The 14,639-nt window shown below is 73.9% G+C and carries 15 protein-coding genes; 6 read left to right on the plus strand and 9 right to left on the minus strand.

Annotated elements, in window-relative coordinates; genetic code table 11:
• Positions 1 to 64: 64 nt before the first annotated feature.
• From OG299_RS33460 to OG299_RS33470, 3 genes are all read right to left on the minus strand, one after another.
• A complete protein-coding gene (locus OG299_RS33460) occupies positions 65 to 985 on the minus strand; it encodes a sirohydrochlorin chelatase (RefSeq protein WP_266631715.1) in 921 nt (306 codons plus the stop codon).
• A gap of 109 nt (positions 986 to 1,094) precedes the next feature.
• Complete coding sequence (locus tag OG299_RS33465; RefSeq protein WP_266631717.1) at positions 1,095 to 1,781, minus strand: uracil-DNA glycosylase; 687 nt, start codon at positions 1,779 to 1,781, stop codon at positions 1,095 to 1,097.
• Between the two features lie 23 nt (positions 1,782 to 1,804).
• Positions 1,805 to 2,896 (minus strand): WD40/YVTN/BNR-like repeat-containing protein, encoded by a 1,092-nt coding sequence (locus OG299_RS33470; RefSeq protein WP_327363499.1) that lies wholly within the window; start codon positions 2,894 to 2,896, stop codon positions 1,805 to 1,807.
• Between the two features lie 214 nt (positions 2,897 to 3,110).
• On the opposite strand from OG299_RS33470, the gene OG299_RS33475 reads away from it, so the two are divergent.
• The 3 genes from OG299_RS33475 to OG299_RS33485 all read left to right on the plus strand — a co-directional run bounded on the left by OG299_RS33475 (position 3,111) and on the right by OG299_RS33485 (position 6,128).
• A complete protein-coding gene (locus tag OG299_RS33475; RefSeq protein ID WP_327363500.1) occupies positions 3,111 to 4,472 on the plus strand; it encodes a wax ester/triacylglycerol synthase family O-acyltransferase in 1,362 nt (453 codons plus the stop codon).
• An 80-nt stretch (positions 4,473 to 4,552) separates the two neighbouring features.
• Positions 4,553 to 5,686, plus strand: a complete 1,134-nt coding sequence (locus OG299_RS33480; RefSeq protein ID WP_266631723.1) for an NADH:flavin oxidoreductase/NADH oxidase — start codon at positions 4,553 to 4,555, stop codon at positions 5,684 to 5,686.
• 88 nt (positions 5,687 to 5,774) lie between these two features.
• Positions 5,775 to 6,128 (plus strand): ArsR/SmtB family transcription factor, encoded by a 354-nt coding sequence (locus OG299_RS33485; RefSeq protein ID WP_266631725.1) that lies wholly within the window; start codon positions 5,775 to 5,777, stop codon positions 6,126 to 6,128.
• Positions 6,129 to 6,200: 72 nt separating this feature from the next.
• Here OG299_RS33485 and OG299_RS33490 read toward each other — a convergent pair whose 3' ends face one another.
• Both OG299_RS33490 and OG299_RS33495 read right to left on the minus strand, forming a co-directional pair.
• The gene (locus OG299_RS33490) at positions 6,201 to 7,562 is read right to left on the minus strand and encodes an FAD-dependent oxidoreductase (protein WP_266631727.1); all 1,362 of its coding nucleotides are present in this window, start codon (positions 7,560 to 7,562) and stop codon (positions 6,201 to 6,203) included.
• Positions 7,563 to 7,614: 52 nt separating this feature from the next.
• Positions 7,615 to 8,268: a DUF305 domain-containing protein gene (locus OG299_RS33495; RefSeq protein WP_266631729.1), complete on the minus strand. Its 654-nt coding sequence runs from the start codon at positions 8,266 to 8,268 to the stop codon at positions 7,615 to 7,617.
• Positions 8,269 to 8,346: 78 nt separating this feature from the next.
• Here OG299_RS33495 and OG299_RS33500 point away from each other — a divergent pair, with 78 nt between their 5' ends.
• Positions 8,347 to 9,843: an LVIVD repeat-containing protein gene (locus OG299_RS33500; protein ID WP_266631731.1), complete on the plus strand. Its 1,497-nt coding sequence runs from the start codon at positions 8,347 to 8,349 to the stop codon at positions 9,841 to 9,843.
• 12 nt (positions 9,844 to 9,855) lie between these two features.
• On the opposite strand, the gene OG299_RS33505 is transcribed toward OG299_RS33500, so the two are convergent.
• Positions 9,856 to 10,485, minus strand: a complete 630-nt coding sequence (locus OG299_RS33505) for a TetR/AcrR family transcriptional regulator (protein WP_266631733.1) — start codon at positions 10,483 to 10,485, stop codon at positions 9,856 to 9,858.
• A gap of 289 nt (positions 10,486 to 10,774) precedes the next feature.
• Here OG299_RS33505 and OG299_RS33510 point away from each other — a divergent pair, with 289 nt between their 5' ends.
• Positions 10,775 to 11,539, plus strand: a complete 765-nt coding sequence (locus OG299_RS33510) for a dienelactone hydrolase family protein (RefSeq protein WP_327363501.1) — start codon at positions 10,775 to 10,777, stop codon at positions 11,537 to 11,539.
• 33 nt (positions 11,540 to 11,572) lie between these two features.
• On the opposite strand, the gene OG299_RS33515 is transcribed toward OG299_RS33510, so the two are convergent.
• Together OG299_RS33515 and OG299_RS33520 are read right to left on the minus strand one after the other, a co-directional pair.
• The gene (locus OG299_RS33515) at positions 11,573 to 12,511 is read right to left on the minus strand and encodes a M56 family metallopeptidase (RefSeq protein ID WP_327363502.1); all 939 of its coding nucleotides are present in this window, start codon (positions 12,509 to 12,511) and stop codon (positions 11,573 to 11,575) included.
• A gap of 91 nt (positions 12,512 to 12,602) precedes the next feature.
• Positions 12,603 to 13,145: a DUF5134 domain-containing protein gene (locus tag OG299_RS33520; RefSeq protein WP_266631739.1), complete on the minus strand. Its 543-nt coding sequence runs from the start codon at positions 13,143 to 13,145 to the stop codon at positions 12,603 to 12,605.
• 130 nt (positions 13,146 to 13,275) lie between these two features.
• Here OG299_RS33520 and OG299_RS33525 point away from each other — a divergent pair, with 130 nt between their 5' ends.
• Positions 13,276 to 13,815, plus strand: a complete 540-nt coding sequence (locus OG299_RS33525) for a GNAT family N-acetyltransferase (RefSeq protein WP_266631741.1) — start codon at positions 13,276 to 13,278, stop codon at positions 13,813 to 13,815.
• A 27-nt stretch (positions 13,816 to 13,842) separates the two neighbouring features.
• Here the strand turns inward: OG299_RS33525 and OG299_RS33530 are convergent, their stop codons facing one another.
• Entirely contained in the window at positions 13,843 to 14,532 is a 690-nt protein-coding gene (locus tag OG299_RS33530) for a glycerophosphodiester phosphodiesterase (protein WP_266631743.1), read from the minus strand.
• Between the last annotated feature and the right edge of the window lie 107 nt (positions 14,533 to 14,639).

Here is a 14,639-nt window from a genome sequence, read left to right on the forward strand (position 1 = left end):
GGGCCCGCGCCCCGGAGGATGAACCCCGGGGCGCGGGCCCTCGTACGAGCGGTCCTGGGAAGGATCAGTGGGCAGCGGCGCCCTGGGCGAGGCCGAGCGCCGCGGAGTACTGGGTGACGACGAGCTTGCCGAGCGCCGAGTAGGCGCCGAGCACCTCGGAGGCCGCGCAGTCGGCCTCCTTGCAGGCCGTGTCCAGCAGCCCCTCGGCAGCCTCCGGGCCGATCAGGTACGGGGCCAGCGCGAGCTGCGTGGAGCCCTCGCTGCGCAGCTGCTCGGCGACCGCGGCCACCGAGCCCTCCTGGTCGAGCGCGGCCGCCTTGACGGGCACCGCGAGGCGGGCGGCCAGCAGCATGCCGGTGACCCCGGCGGCCTGGACGGCCTCCGCGCCGCCGGTGGTGGCGACGATGATGCCGTCGGCGGCGGTGGTGACGGTGAACAGCCGGGCGCGGTCGGCGCGGGCCAGGCCCGCCTCGGAGAGCCGTACGTGCAGGCCCTCGGCGAGCAGCGGGTGCGGGCCGAGCACCTCGGCCAGCTCGGCGGCGGCCGAGGAGTCCATGACGGCCTGGCGCATCCGGCGCAGCAGGTCGGCGTCGGGGCCGGCCAGCAGCGGGACGACCACGGCGTCCGGGCCGGTCGGCGCGGGCACCTCGTGGCCGGCGGCGCGGGCGAACTCCGCGCGCGCGACGCGCTCGGCCGCGACGGCGCTCAGCACGCCGGCGAGGGCCGGGAACTCGGAGACCTCGGCGTCATCGCCCTCGAGGAAGCCGATGCGGGCGTCCAGGCCCGGCAGCTCGGAGCGGCCGATGCTGATGATCTCTTCCGCCAGCCCCCGCGAGGCGGCCGAAGGGGCACCGGGCACGGCGAGCACCAGCGCGGGCGCGCCCTCGGGCGCCACCGCGGGCTCGGGTCGGCGGTGCCGTCCGGCAGGGCGGGGTCGCGGCATTCGTACGGGCAGGCCATTTGCGGGCCCAGTGGGGGAGCTCATGGCGCCGCATGCTACTGGCTTATCGGAACCGAGTGTTCGGGCAGGGCCTTATCGGGCGGCTTCTGTCCGTATTTATCCGTTGAATGTCGTATACCGTTCAACCGAATGATCAACTGGCGGGGGGAAGCCGCCAGTCCACCGGCTGTGCTCCCTGACGGACCAGCAGGTCGTTGGTCCGGCTGAACGGCCTGGAGCCGAAGAACCCGTTGGCGGCGGACATGGGGGAGGGGTGGACGGACTCCACGGCGGGCAACTCGCCGAGCAGCGGCCGCAGATTGCGGGCGTCCCGGCCCCACAGCACCGACACGAGGGGTTTCCCGCGCGCGGCCAGCGCCCGGATGGCCTGTTCGGTGACGGCCTCCCAGCCCTTGCCGCGATGGCCCCCGGTCTTGCGCGGGGCGGTGGTCAGCGCGCGGTTCAGCAGCAGCACGCCCTGCCGGGTCCACGGGGTCAGGTCCCCGTTCGCGGGCCGGGGCACCCCGAGGTCCGCGTACAGCTCGCGGAAGATGTTGTCGAGGCTGGGCGGCCACGGGCTGACCTCGGGCGCCACCGAGAAGGACAGGCCCATCGCGTGCCCCGGGGTCGGGTACGGGTCCTGGCCGACGATGAGCACCTTCACCTCGTCGAAGGGCTGCTGGAAGGCACGCAGTACGTTCGCCCCGGCCGGCAGGTACGTCCTCCCCGCCGTGATCTCGGCGCGCAGGAAGTCGCCCATCGCGGCGATCTGTGCCGCCACCGGCTCCAGAGCCCGGGCCCAGCCCGGCTCGACGATCTCGTTCAACGGTCGTGCTGCCACAGTGAGTCACTCTACTGGCCGATTCAGTGAGCCAGCACCGCCGCCCGTACGCACAGGACATCGGGCAGGTGCCCGGCCAGCAGCTGCCAGCTGTCCCCGTCGTCGTGGCTGGCGTACAGCTCGCCGTTGCGGTTGCCGAAGTAGACCCCCGCCGGGTCCGCGTCGTCCGTGCACAGGGCGTCCCGCAGCACCGTCCCGTAGTGGTCCCCGGCCGGCAGCCCGCGCGTGAGCGGCTCCCAGGTCGCGCCGGCGTCCTGCGTACGGAAGACCCGGCACCGGTGCTCCGCCGGGACCCGGTCGGAGTCGGCGTTGAGCGGGAAGACGTACGCGGTCTCCGGCCGGTGCGGGTGCGCGGCCACCGCGAAGCCGAAGTCGGAGGGCAGGCCGCCGCCGATGTCGGTCCACCGGGCCCCGGCGTCGTCGCTGCGGTACACGCCCCAGTGGTTTTGCAGGTACAGCCGCTTCCGGTTCCCGGCGTCCTGGGCGATCTTGTGCACGCACTGGCCGAACTCCGGATGCGGATCCGGCAGGAACACCGCCGAGACCCCCTCGTTGGACGGGGTCCAGCAGGCGCCGCCGTCCAGGGTGCGAAACACCCCGGCGGTGGAGACCGCCACCGTCACCGCGCGGGGGTCGGCCGGGTCCGTCAGCACCGTGTGCAGGCCCTCTCCGCCGCCGCCCGGCACCCAGCTCCGGCGGCTCGGGTGCTCCCACAGCGGGCGGACCAGCTCGAAGGACACCCCCCGGTCCGTCGAGCGGAACAGGGCGGCCGGCTCCGTCCCCGCGTAGACCACGTCCGGTGCCTCGGGGCCGGCCGGATGCAGCTGCCAGACGCGCTCCAGCGAGGCACCGGTGTCCTTCGGGAACTTCACGGCGGGCTCGGCAGGCTCCTGCCAGCTCGCCCCCTGGTCGTCGGAACTGAACACGGACGGCCCCCAGTGCGAGCTGTCCCCGCCGACGAGCAGCCGGGGTACCGGCCCGCGCCGGTCGACCGCGACGGCGTAGACGGCCTGGGCGTTGAAATGGGGCCCGTCGAGCTCCCAGGGGCCGCCGCCCCGCCTGCGGCCGATGAAGAGGCCCTTGCGGGTCCCCGCGAGCAGGAGCACCTCGGACATGGTCGACACCTCCGGACTGCGCCGTTCCGCTCGTCGTGATGAGCTTCTGTCCGGCCAGTCTGCACCCGCCCGCCGACAGCGGCCGGGCAGCCGCCCCGTTGCGCTGACCAGCCGGTCGCCATCGATCAACAGGCGTATCCAAAGGGTGGCTACTTGATCGTAGGAGGCCGAAAGGGGTTGACTTCCACCTCTACCACCGCACGAGAGGCACTACGTGGTCACCGAGCACCTTTCGCCGCTCGACCTCGCCTTCTGGCGGATCGAATCCGCCGCCCACCCGATGCACCTCGGCGCCCTCGCGGTCTTCGAAGCCGCCCCGCAGGGCCCCGCTCCCGGTCCTGGTCCCGGTCCTGGCCCCGGCGGCGGCCCCGACGCCGCGGTCCGCGCCGCCGCACTGCTCACCGCCCGCTGCGTCGCCGTCCCGGGCCTGCGCCGCCGCATCCACGACGTGCTGCTGCCGATCGGTGCGGCCGCCTGGTCGTCCGACGCGGACTTCGATCCGGCCCGGCACGTGTTCCTCGTCCGCACCGGCGACCCGCAGGCCGCCGCCGGGCCCCTCATGGCGCGGCCGCTGGACCGCAGCCGGCCGCCCTGGGAGGCGCACGTCCTGGCCGGGCCCGACCCGGGCTCCTTCGCGGTGCTCTTCAAGTTCCACCACGCCCTCGCCGACGGGCTCGGCGCCCTCGCGCTGGCGGCCATGCTCTTCGACGAGGGCCCGCCCGTACGGGGTCCCGCGCGGCCGGCCCCCGTACCGCAGCCCGGCGGCTCCGCCCTGCGCAGCCTTCCCGGGATCCTGGCCGCAAGGGTCCAGGACGTCGGCCAGGCCCTGGAGATCGGCGCGTCCGTCGCCCGCGCCGGACTCCCCCTCGGTGTCCCGGCCGCCCTGACGGCCGTCCCGGCGCAGACCGGCACCCGTGCGGTCGCGGGCCTCGCGCTCGACCTCGACGACGTCAACCGCATCCGGAAGGTCGCCGGAGGCACCGTCAACGACGTCCTGATCGCCATGGTCGCGGGCGCACTGCGGCGCTGGCTGGTGGGCCGCGGCGATCCCGCGCCGGAGGGTCCCGGGCCGCGCGCCCTGATGCCGGTCTCCCGTCGCCGGCCGGGCGGCGCGCGCTACGGCAACCGGCTCTCCGGCTACCTGCTCCGGCTGCCCCTCGCCGAGCCGGACCCGCTGCTGCGCCTGCACCGGGTGCGGACCGGCATGGACCGCAACAAGGAGGCAGGACCCGCCCGCGGCGCCGGGGCCGTCGCGCTGCTGGCCGACCACGTCCACCCGCTCGGCCACCGGCTCGGCGGCCCGCTGGTCGCGCAGGCGGCCCGGCTGCTCTTCGACATCCTGGTCACCAGCGTCCCGCTGCCCAGCTTCACCTTCTCCCTCGGCGGCAGCCGGGTCCGGGAGGTCTATCCGCTCGCCCCGCTCGCCCGCGGCCACTCCCTCGCGGTCGCGGTCTCCACCTACAAGGGCACGGTCCACTACGGCCTGGTCGCCGATGCGGCGGCGGTCCCGGACCTGGCCGCCCTCGCCGAGGCGCTGCGCGCCGAGCTCGACGAGCTTGTACGAGAGGTCTCGTAGTACGAGAAATTTCGTAGTACGGTGACTCTCGTACAAGTCGCCGATCGTCGGCGTGCCCGGCCACATCCGGAGAGTCCTTCATGAGTGCTGCCCCGCTCGCCCCCGCGACCCCTGCCGCCGGCGTTCCCGCCGCCTTCGCCGCCCTCTTCGCACCCCTCACCCTGCGCTCGGTCACCGTCCCGAACCGGGTGTGGATGGCGCCGATGTGCCAGCACGTCGCCGAGGCCTCCGGCCCGGACGCGGGCGTGGCCCACGCATGGCACTTCGCGCACTACGCCGCCCGCGCGGTGGGCGGCGCGGGCCTGATCCTGCAGGAGGCCACCGCCGTCTCCCCGGAGGGCCGGATCTCCCCGTACGACCTCGGCATCTGGAACGACACCCAGGCCGAGGCGCTGCGCCCGATCACCGCGTTCATCAAGGCCCAGGGCGCCGTCCCGGGCATCCAGATCGCGCACGCCGGCCGCAAGGCCTCGACCGGCCGCCCCTGGGAGGGCGGCCGCTACGTCGGCCCCGAGGCGGACGGCTGGCTGCCGAGCGCCCCGAGCCCGGCGCCGTTCGCCGAGGGCGACCCGGTGCCCAACGAGCTGACGACCGCCGAGATCCGCGAGATCACCGGCCAGTTCGCGGCCGCCGCACGGCGCGCGCTGGCCGCCGGCTACGAGGTCGTCGAGATCCACGGCGCCCACGGCTACCTCATCGGCCAGTTCCTCTCCGGCGAGAGCAACCGGCGCACCGACGCGTACGGCGGCTCCTTCGAGAACCGGGCCCGCTTCGCCCTCGAAGTCGTCGACGCCGTACGGGCGGTGTGGCCCGAGGAGCTGCCGCTGTTCTTCCGGGTCTCCGCCACCGACTGGCTGGAGGAGTCCGGCTGGACCCCCGAGGACACGGTCCGGCTGGCCGGACTGCTCCGGGCGCACGGGGTGGACCTGCTGGACGTGTCCACCGGCGGGATGGCCCCGAAGGCGGACATCCCCGTGGGGCCGGGCTACCAGGTGCCGTTCGCGGCCGAGGTCAAGGCCCGGACCGGCCTCCCGGTGGCCGCCGTCGGGCTGATCACCGAGCCGGAGCAGGCCGGGAAGATCCTGGCCGACGGGCAGGCGGACGCCGTCCTGCTGGGCCGCGAGCTGCTGCGCGACCCGTACTGGGCCCGCCGCGCGGCCGCCGAACTCGGCGCCGGGGTCAGGGTGCCCACGCCGTACCACCGCGCCTGGTAGGGCAACTCGGCCGGGTGCTGCGGCCGGTCGGTGTACTACGGTGTTTCTCGTACAACACACCGGAGCGGGGGCGAACGGAGCAGCAGACGTGACGGATACGGCCCCCACTCGTACGCTCGCCCACCCCGAGCCTGCGGAGATCCGGCTCGAGGCGGTGCTGCACGCGCTGTCGGACCCGATGCGGCTGTCGATCGTGCGGGACCTCGCGGTCACGCCGGACGAGCTGGCGTGCTCGTACTTCGTCCTCCCGGTCACCAAGTCGACTACCACGCACCACTTCCGCGTCCTGCGGGAGGCCGGCGTGATCCGCCAGACCTACCGCGGGACGGCGAAGATGAACGACCTGCGCCGCGCGGAGCTGGAGAGCCTGTTCCCGGGGCTGCTCGACAGCGTGCTCACCGCGGCCGCCGCGGAGCAGGCACGCCGGGCGGACACGGCCTAGGTGTGTTGTCCGGGCAGGTTGGTGACGCGGCCGCCCTGATCCGAAAGACACGCCCTAGGCATCGCCCCCGGCTCAGGCGCCCGTGGCCGCCGCGGCCAGCAGGCCCGTCCAGTCCGGGATCTTCACCGAGCGGCGGCCCAGCGAGCGCCCGAGGTCGGCCTCCGCCGCCTCGATCGCGAGCCAGCCCGGCCACTCCACCGGGTGCAGTCCCGCCGCCCGCAGCGCGTCCAGCGGGTCGCCCGGCAGCTCCCGCCGGGCCAGCGCCGGCGCGTCCTGGAGCAGCGAGGAGGCCGTCTCTTTCGCGCAGGGCCGGTTGGTGCCGATCACCCCGGTCGGGCCCCGCTTGATCCAGCCCGCCACGTACTCGCCGACCGAGGCGCGGCCCGCGCGCAGCACCCGGCCCGCGGCGTGCGGGACCGTGGCCTTCGCCGGGTCGAACGGCAGGCCGGGCAGCGGCACGCCCTGGTACCCCACCGAGCGCAGCACCAACTGCGCCTCGATGTCCTCGTACACGCCCGTTCCGGCGACCCCGCCGCGGCCGTCCGGGGCGGTCCGCTCGAAGCGCATCCCGGTGACCCGGCCGTCGGGGCCGCCCAGCACCTCCACCGGGCGCAGGTAGAACCGCAGGGCGATCCGGCGCCCGGCATCGCCCGGGTCCTGCTCGGCCCAGCCGCGCAGCACCTCGAGGTTGCGCCGGGCCACCGCGGGCAGCGAGGCGGCCGTTTCCCGGTCGGCGTACGCGGGGTCGAGCGCCAGCTCGGCGGGGTCCACCACGGCGGCCACGCCCGGCAGCGTGCCGAGCTCCCGGAGCTCCTTGGTGGTGAACTTGCCCTGCGAGGGCCCGCGTCGGGCCACCATCGACACCGACTTCACCCCGCTGTCGGCGAGTGCGCCGAGGGCCGGCTGCGGCATGTCGGTCGGGGCCAGCTCCGGCTCGCCCCGGGCCAGCATCCGCGTCACGTCCACCGCGACGTTGCCCGCGCCGACGACCACCGCCGAGCCCGCCCCGGGCAGGTCGAAGGCCTCGCCCTCGGCATCCGGGTGCCCGCTGTACCAGGCGACGAAGGCCGTCGCGGAATGCACCCCGGCCAGCTCCTCGCCGGGGATCCCGAGCAGCCGGTCGCGGGCGGCGCCCACGCAGTACACCACCGCGTGGTACAGCTCCAGCAGCCGTTCGGTGGTCAGCTGCGGCCCGCCGACCTCGACGTTGCCGAGGAAGCGGATCCGCTCGTCCTCCAGCACGGTGCGCAGGCTGCCCTGCAGCGATTTGATCTTCTCGTGGTCGGGGGCCACCCCGTAGCGCACCAGCCCGTACGGCGCGGGCAGCCGGTCCAGTACGTCGACGCGGATGCCCGGCACCTCACGCTGTTGTACGAGTGTCTGAGCGGCGTAGACCCCGCTGGGGCCCGAACCGACGACGGCGACACGAAGCACGGCGGAGCTCCTCCCGCAGGTGCTCCCAGCATGACACCGGGCCCGGCGGCCGTCAGCCCATCGCGCGCATCCGGTGGATCTCGGCGGTCTGCGTGGCCACCACCTCGTTGGCCATTTCCTCCACCGCCCCGTTGTTTCCGGCGGCCAGCGCCTCGCCCGCCATCTTCACCGCGCCCTCGTGATGGGCGGTCATCAGGGTGAGGAAGAGCCGGTCGAAGTCGGCGCCCTCGGCCTCGGTGAGCTGTTTCAGCTGCTGCTCGGTCGCCATGCCCGGCATGGCGCCGTGGTCGTGGCCGGCCGGGGCTCCGGAGGGGGCCGGGTAGCGGGCCGACCAGTTCTCCATCGCGCGGATTTCGGGCTGCTGGGCGGCCGCGATGCGCTCGGCGAGCCGCTTGACGCCGTCCGCCGAGGCCCGCTCCGGGGCCAGCGCGCTCATGGTGAGCGCCTGCCGGTGGTGTTCGATCATGTGCTGCACGTAGGCCCGGTCCGCCGCGTTGGGCTTGTCGTCGGGCTGCCGTGCTGCCGCTTCCTCGGGGGAGAGGGTGCGGGCCTTCTCGCCCGGCCTGCCGGGGGCGATGACCGCCGCCCCGCCGTCCTTCGCCCCGTTGTCGCCGTCGCCGCCCCGGCAGCCGGCCACGGCGAGCAGCATCCCCGCGGCCAGGACCGTCCCGGCGGTTCGACCGAGTAACCCCTTTGCCATGTCCATGGTAAGGAACATACTGCCGGGGTCCTGGTTCCGTTCCCACCACGAGCGGAATCGATCGGACTCCCATGGGAGGGCACAGTGACCTCGAAGCACACCACCAGAGTGCGGCACAGGAGTCTGGGGGCGGCCGTGGCCGCGGCCGGGCTGCTCGCCACGCTGTTCGCGGCCGGTCCCGCGGCCGCCACCCCCGATCCGGGGGACTTATCGCCCGGCGGCGCAGGCAGCGCCTCGTCCGCGCAGGGTGCGGACCCGGCCGCGGGCCGCGAACTCGCTCCCGGCGAGATCCCCGGCCAGGACGAGATCGTGCACAGCGCGAACGTCAGGCACCTGGCCAACATCCCGAGCACCTACCCGGGCGTCATCAACACCGACCTGGCCTTCCAGGGCAAGTACGCCTACGCCGGCAACTACAACGGCTTCACGATCTACGACATCGCCGATCCCAAGGCCCCGAAGGCCGTCAGCCAGGTGCTCTGCCCCGGCGGCCAGAACGACGTCTCCGTCCAGGGGGACCTGCTCTTCCTCTCCACCGACTCCTCGCGCAGCGACGACTCCTGCAACAGCGTCTCGCAGCCCGCGACGGAGAAGTCCTCGTGGGAGGGCATCAAGATCTTCGACATCAAGGACAAGAAGAACCCCAAGTACATCAAGTCCGTCGAGACCAATTGCGGCTCCCACACCCACACGCTGGTGCCGGGCGAGCGCGACATCTACCTCTACGTGGCCTCCTACTCCCCGAACGAGGCGTTCCCCGACTGCCAGCCGCCGCACGACGGCATCTCCGTGATCAAGGTCCCGAAGAAGAACCCGACGCAGGCCGCGGTCGTCGCCTTCCCCGTCCTCTTCCCGGACGGCGGCAACCCGGGCGCGCCCACCAACCCCGGTGTCACCAAGACCACCGGCTGCCACGACATCACCGTGCTGCCGTCGAAGAAGCTGGCCGCCGGCGCCTGCATGGGCGACGGCATCCTCTTCGACATCAGCAAGCCCGAGCAGCCGCGGGTCATCGACCGGGTGCAGGACAACGTGAACTTCGCGTTCTGGCACTCGGCGACCTTCAACGAGAAGGCCGACAAGGTGGTGTTCACCGACGAGCTGGGCGGCGGTGGCGGCCCCACCTGCAACGAGGCCACCGGCCCGAACCGCGGCGCCGACGGCATCTACGACATCACCGGCCGCGGCGACCAGCGCAAGCTCGTCTTCCGCAGCTACTTCAAGATCCCGCGCATGCAGGCCGACACCGAGAACTGCGTGGCCCACAACGGCTCGCTGATCCCGGTCGGCGGCGGCCGCGACATCATGGTCCAGGCCTGGTACCAGGGCGGGGTCTCGGTGTGGGACTTCACCGACTCCGCCCGGCCCAAGGAGATCGGCTACTTCGAGCGCGGCCCGCTCACCACCGACCAGCTCGGCCTCGGCGGGTCCTGGTCGGCGTACTACTACAACGGCCACATCTACTCGAACGACATCGCCAAGGGCCTCGACGTGCTGCGGATCGACGACTGGCGCACCGAGGGCGCGAAGTGGGTGCGGATGGACCGGCTCAACGTGCAGACCCAGCCCGAGTACCACTGACGGCCGGCGGTGTCAGTCTCTTGAGGGAAACGTTCCGCCGGGCGGTCCGCCGTCCGGCGGAACGCCGAGCTCCCAGTCCAGCCCGTACCGCTGGAACAACTCCGCCCGCAGCCGTGCCAGCGGCATCGGAGCTCCCGGCAGCAGGACCGCGACCACCGCGCCCATCAGCAGCGCCCGCAGCAGCGGGTAGTCGGTGTCCACGTCCGCCGAGCCGTACCGCGTGACCGTGTCCCGGAGCAGCTCCGCCAGCCGCTGCTGCTCCGGGCACTGGACGAACCCCTCGGCCTGCAGGATGCCCGCCATGTGGGTCCGCATCAGCAGCGGCTGGTCCCGGGCGAGCCCGAGGATCGCGTCGACGGCGCGGGCGAGCCGCTCGCGGCCGTCGTCGCTGCGCGGCTCCCGCTCCAGGGCCGCGTCCAGCGTGCGGTGCATCAGCCGGTGCACCGCCGACTGCAGCAGCTGCCGCTTGCCCGGGAAGTAGTACGAGACCAGGCCGCGGGCCGTGCCCGCCCGGTCGGCGATGTCGCCGAGCGTCGTGGCCTCGTAGCCGTGCTCGGCGACGAGATCGACCGTGGCCTGGAGCAGCCGCTCCCGGGAACGTCTGCGCAATTCTTCATTGACCGATGCGCTGCGCGGGGACATGCTTACTCCTGCGTTGACTGGCTCCCAGCCAATATACTCAGCGCACGGGGTCGCCTGCTCTGGGCGACGCGGGGGATCGCCCAGAGCAGGGACTTCCACACCTCGGGGGAACGGCGGATTTCGGCCTACCCGGACCCGGCCCGGTGCGCACCCGCACGACGTGGGAGACACGGTGGGAGACGGCGCCTGCGCGTGCCGGTCCGCGTGCTGATACGGATGCCCACACTCCGTCAGTGGCGTGACAAGCTCGCAGAGTCGACCGTTTCACGCTCTGTTCGAGGGGGTCCTCATGACGTACGAGACCGTTGCACATGAAGTGGAGATCGCGACCGGCGGCGCCGCGCCGATGACCGCATACGTGGCTCGCCCCGCCGGAACCGGACGCCACCCGGCCGTGCTCGTCGGTGCGGAGCTGTGGGGGCTGACCGAGGACGTCCGCGGCATCGTCCGGCAGGTCGCCGCGCTCGGCTACGTCGCGATCGCCCCGAACCTCTACCACCGCTCCGGCCCCGAGACCGCCACAGGCCTGGCCGAGAACGCCGCCAACCGGGAACGTGCCTTCGAGCTGCTCGGGCAGCTGACCCGGGACGGCGTCGAGGAAGACCTGCGGGCCGCCGTCGCCCACGTCCGCACCCACGCGCAGGCCACTGAGCAGACCGGCGTGCTCGGGTTCAGCCTCGGCGGACACATCGCCTACTTCGCGGCCACCCGGCTCGACCTCGCTGCGGCGGCGATCTTCTACCCGGGCTGGCTGCCCGTCGCGGGCACCGCCCTCAGTCGCCCGGAGCCGCTGCTGGCGACCACCGGCTCCCTCGCCGAGCGGGACGTACGGGTACTCATGTTCTTCGCGGAACTGGACCACGTCATCGACGCCGAGCAGCGCACACAGATCGCCGAGGCGCTCACGGCGGCCGGGGCACGGCACGAGGAGGTCGTCTACCCGGGCGCCCGGCACGCCTTCTTCTTCCCCGGGCGCGAACCGTATGACAAGGCCGCCGCCGAGGACTCGTGGGCCCGGGTGCGCGACCTGTTCGCCGCCGAACTCGGCCGGTAGGGCGCCTGGCTCCCGCCCGGCGGGCCTGCCGGATCAGGTGAGCGCGCTCAGGCCCGGCATCAGGGCCACCACCAGAGGTACCGCCGGGACCAGCGTGGCCAGGGCCGCCAGCCGCAGCCGGCGGCCCGCCGACAGCCGGGGCGCCGCCGACAGCAGCCGCCGCACCCGCTCCGAGACGTGCGGCTGCGGGCTCGGGTAGGGCCCGAACACCCCCCGGTCCTCGTTGAGCCCGACCAGCGCGAGCGCGATCGTCAGCCTCCCGTACCGCCGCGAGGCCACGTCGTCGGCGGCGAGTTCCACGAGCCGGTGCATCTCCGCCTCGAACGCCGCGAACACCGGCACCTGCGGGAATCCCCCCGCCAGCGCCCGCGAGCAGTGCAGCAGCCAGTCGTGCCGGGCCTCCGCGTGCCCCTGCTCGTGCGCCAGCACGGCGTCCAGCTGGCTCCCCTTGAGCCGCCCGAGCGCGGCCGTCGTCACCACCAGCTGCGGGGCCGCGCCCGGCAGCCACCACGCGTCGGGCCGCGTTCCCTCCAGTACGACGAGCCGCGCCCCCGCCGGGTCCTCCCCGGGCAGCAGCGGCGCCCGTACGAGCAGCTCGGCGCCCCGCGCCCGCCGCCGGGCCCGGGCCCGCAGCACCTCCCGGGTCAGCCGGGCCCCGGTCCACAGCCCGCCACCCGCCAGCGCGAGCGCGGTGCCCACGGCCCACGGGCCGCCGGTCGGGCCCAGCGCGTACGCGTCGACCACCCCGTGCGGCGCGGCCGCGAAGAGCCGGCCCCGGACCGACAGCCAGGCGGCGGCCGCGCTCAGCACCATCGACAGGGCGAAGCACAGGAGCACCGCGCCCACCACGCACTGCCACACCCACAAGGCGACGACGGGCTCACGGTCGGGCCATTCGGCCCGGGCCAGCAGACGGGGAGCGAGCACTGCGGTCAGGACGCCGAGCAACAGGAGTGCGGCGGGGACCATCATGCCCGCCAGCCTATGAGCGCGGGGCTACCTGCGGGTACGGGCTTTCGGCATTGGTGACGCAGGACACGTTTGTCCGCCGGGCCCGCGAGCGTCACAGGCTCAGCAGCATCGTCAACATGCCCATCCCCATGGTCAGTCGGCACGCCCGCGTCAGCTCCGTGGGCACCACCTGCGGCCCGCCCGGGACCGGCTGCGCACCCCCGCCCGCCGTCACCAGCCGCGCCCCGCCGAGCAGCACGTACCCCGCGAAGTACAGCAGCAGCGCCCCGGTGACCGGCGGCAGGCCCCCGCCGTGCCCGTGGCCGGCGGCCATCGTCAGCGCCATGTACGCCATGGCCAGTGAACCGACCAGGTGGTGGGCGTGGTGCACCCCGCCCCGCAGCAGCCACAGGGCGTGCAGCGCGGCCCCGCAGAAGACGGCCAGCAGGACCCCGGGCCCCCACGGGCCGATGCCCGACGGCACGGCCATCACCGCCATCCCGAACCCCATCAGCGCCTCGCCCGCCGCCCCGCCGCGCGCCTCCCGGCCCGATCTGCGCACCCGCCGCAGGCAGTACGCACCGCTCACCGCGCACAGCAGCACGAGCAGCCAGGCGGGGAGGGAGGCGGGAAGGGACAGCGCGGGACCGTGCACGGCGGAACCCCCGGTTCGTCGGCGTCACCGGAAGAGATGCCCCGGCCCGGACGCCCGCACGCCGCCCCGGGTTAGGCTCTCGGTGCCGCACCGGGCATGTCATATGCCGCCGAGCCGAACGGAGCCCCCGATGTCGACCGCCCACCCCACCGCCCTGAACTTCCGCAGTGCCGTAGAAGCGGACGTGCCGGAACTGGTGGCGCTCGTCGAGTCGGCCTACCGCGGGGACGCCAGCCGCGCCGGCTGGACCACCGAGGCGGACGTCCTGGAGGGGCAGCGCACCGACCCCGAAGGGGTCCGCGCGATCATCGACTCCGCCGACAGCGTCCTGCTCGTCGTCGAGCGCGCGGGCGGGCTCGTCGCCTGCTGCCAGCTCGAACACCGGGGCGACCACGTCTACTTCGGGATGTTCGCGGTCCGCCCGGGGCTGCAGGGCGGCGGCCTCGGCAAGGAGATCCTCGCCGAGGCGGAGCGCCGCGCCCGCGAGACCTGGGACGCCAAGGAGATGCGGATGACGGTGGTGAACGTACGGGAGGAGCTCATCGCCTACTACGTGCGCCGCGGCTACCGGCGCACCGGCGAGCTGAGCCCCTTCCCGTACGGCAACGAGCGCTTCGGCGTCCCGCTCCGCGACGACCTGGCCTTCGAGCTGCTGGTCAAGCCGCTGTAGCGCGGGAGCCCGGACCGGGCGCGGCCGTCAGGCCAGGAACCGGCCCGTACTGCGGATCTCCGGGAAGTCGGTGGCCGCGCCGTCCAGTTCGAGAGCCCGGGCCAGCCGCAGCTGCTGCAGGGTGTTGACGGTCCAGCCGGTCACCTTCAGCCCGGCCGCGTGGACCGACTCCACCGTGCCCAGGGTGAGTTCGCGGATGTTCAGGGCGACCGTGCGCGCGCCGGAGGCGAGGGCCCGGGCCACGACCTCCTCGGCCCCGCCGCTCAGCTCCGAACGGAGCACGCTGCGCACCCCGGGCAGCAGCCGGGCCGTCTCGGCGAGCACCCCGTCGTGGACGGAGGCCACCTCCACCCGCGCGTTCAGGTCGCGGCGCAGGACCAGCTCCGCCAGCGCGGCCGCGGCGGCCCCGTCGTGGACCGACACCTGGAGCGGGGTCCGGACCGCGTCCAGGACCTCCTCGAAGGCCGGCACGTGCTCGCCCTGGCCGGCGTCCAGCTCGCGCAGCGCGGCCAGGGTCAGATCGGCGACGGCCCCGGCGCCGTCGGTGGTCCGGTCCACCTCGGCGTCGTGCAGGACGACGAGCACGCCGTCCTTGCTCAGCTGCACGTCCAGAGCGATGACGTCCATCCCGGAACGTTCCGCGCGGACGAACGACCGCAGGGTGTTCTCGGGTTCGACACCCATGACCCCGCGGTGACCGATGGTGAGGAAAGTCAAGGTTCTCTCGCTTCCGTCGACGGCGGCTCCCCGCGCGGTCGCGGTGTCCCGACCGGCCGCGCGGTGAGGACGCATGCTAGTGCGCCGGGGATGCGATGAGACCGCCC

The sequence above is a fragment of the Streptomyces sp. NBC_01296 genome (assembly GCF_035984415.1).
Classification (GTDB): domain Bacteria; phylum Actinomycetota; class Actinomycetes; order Streptomycetales; family Streptomycetaceae; genus Streptomyces.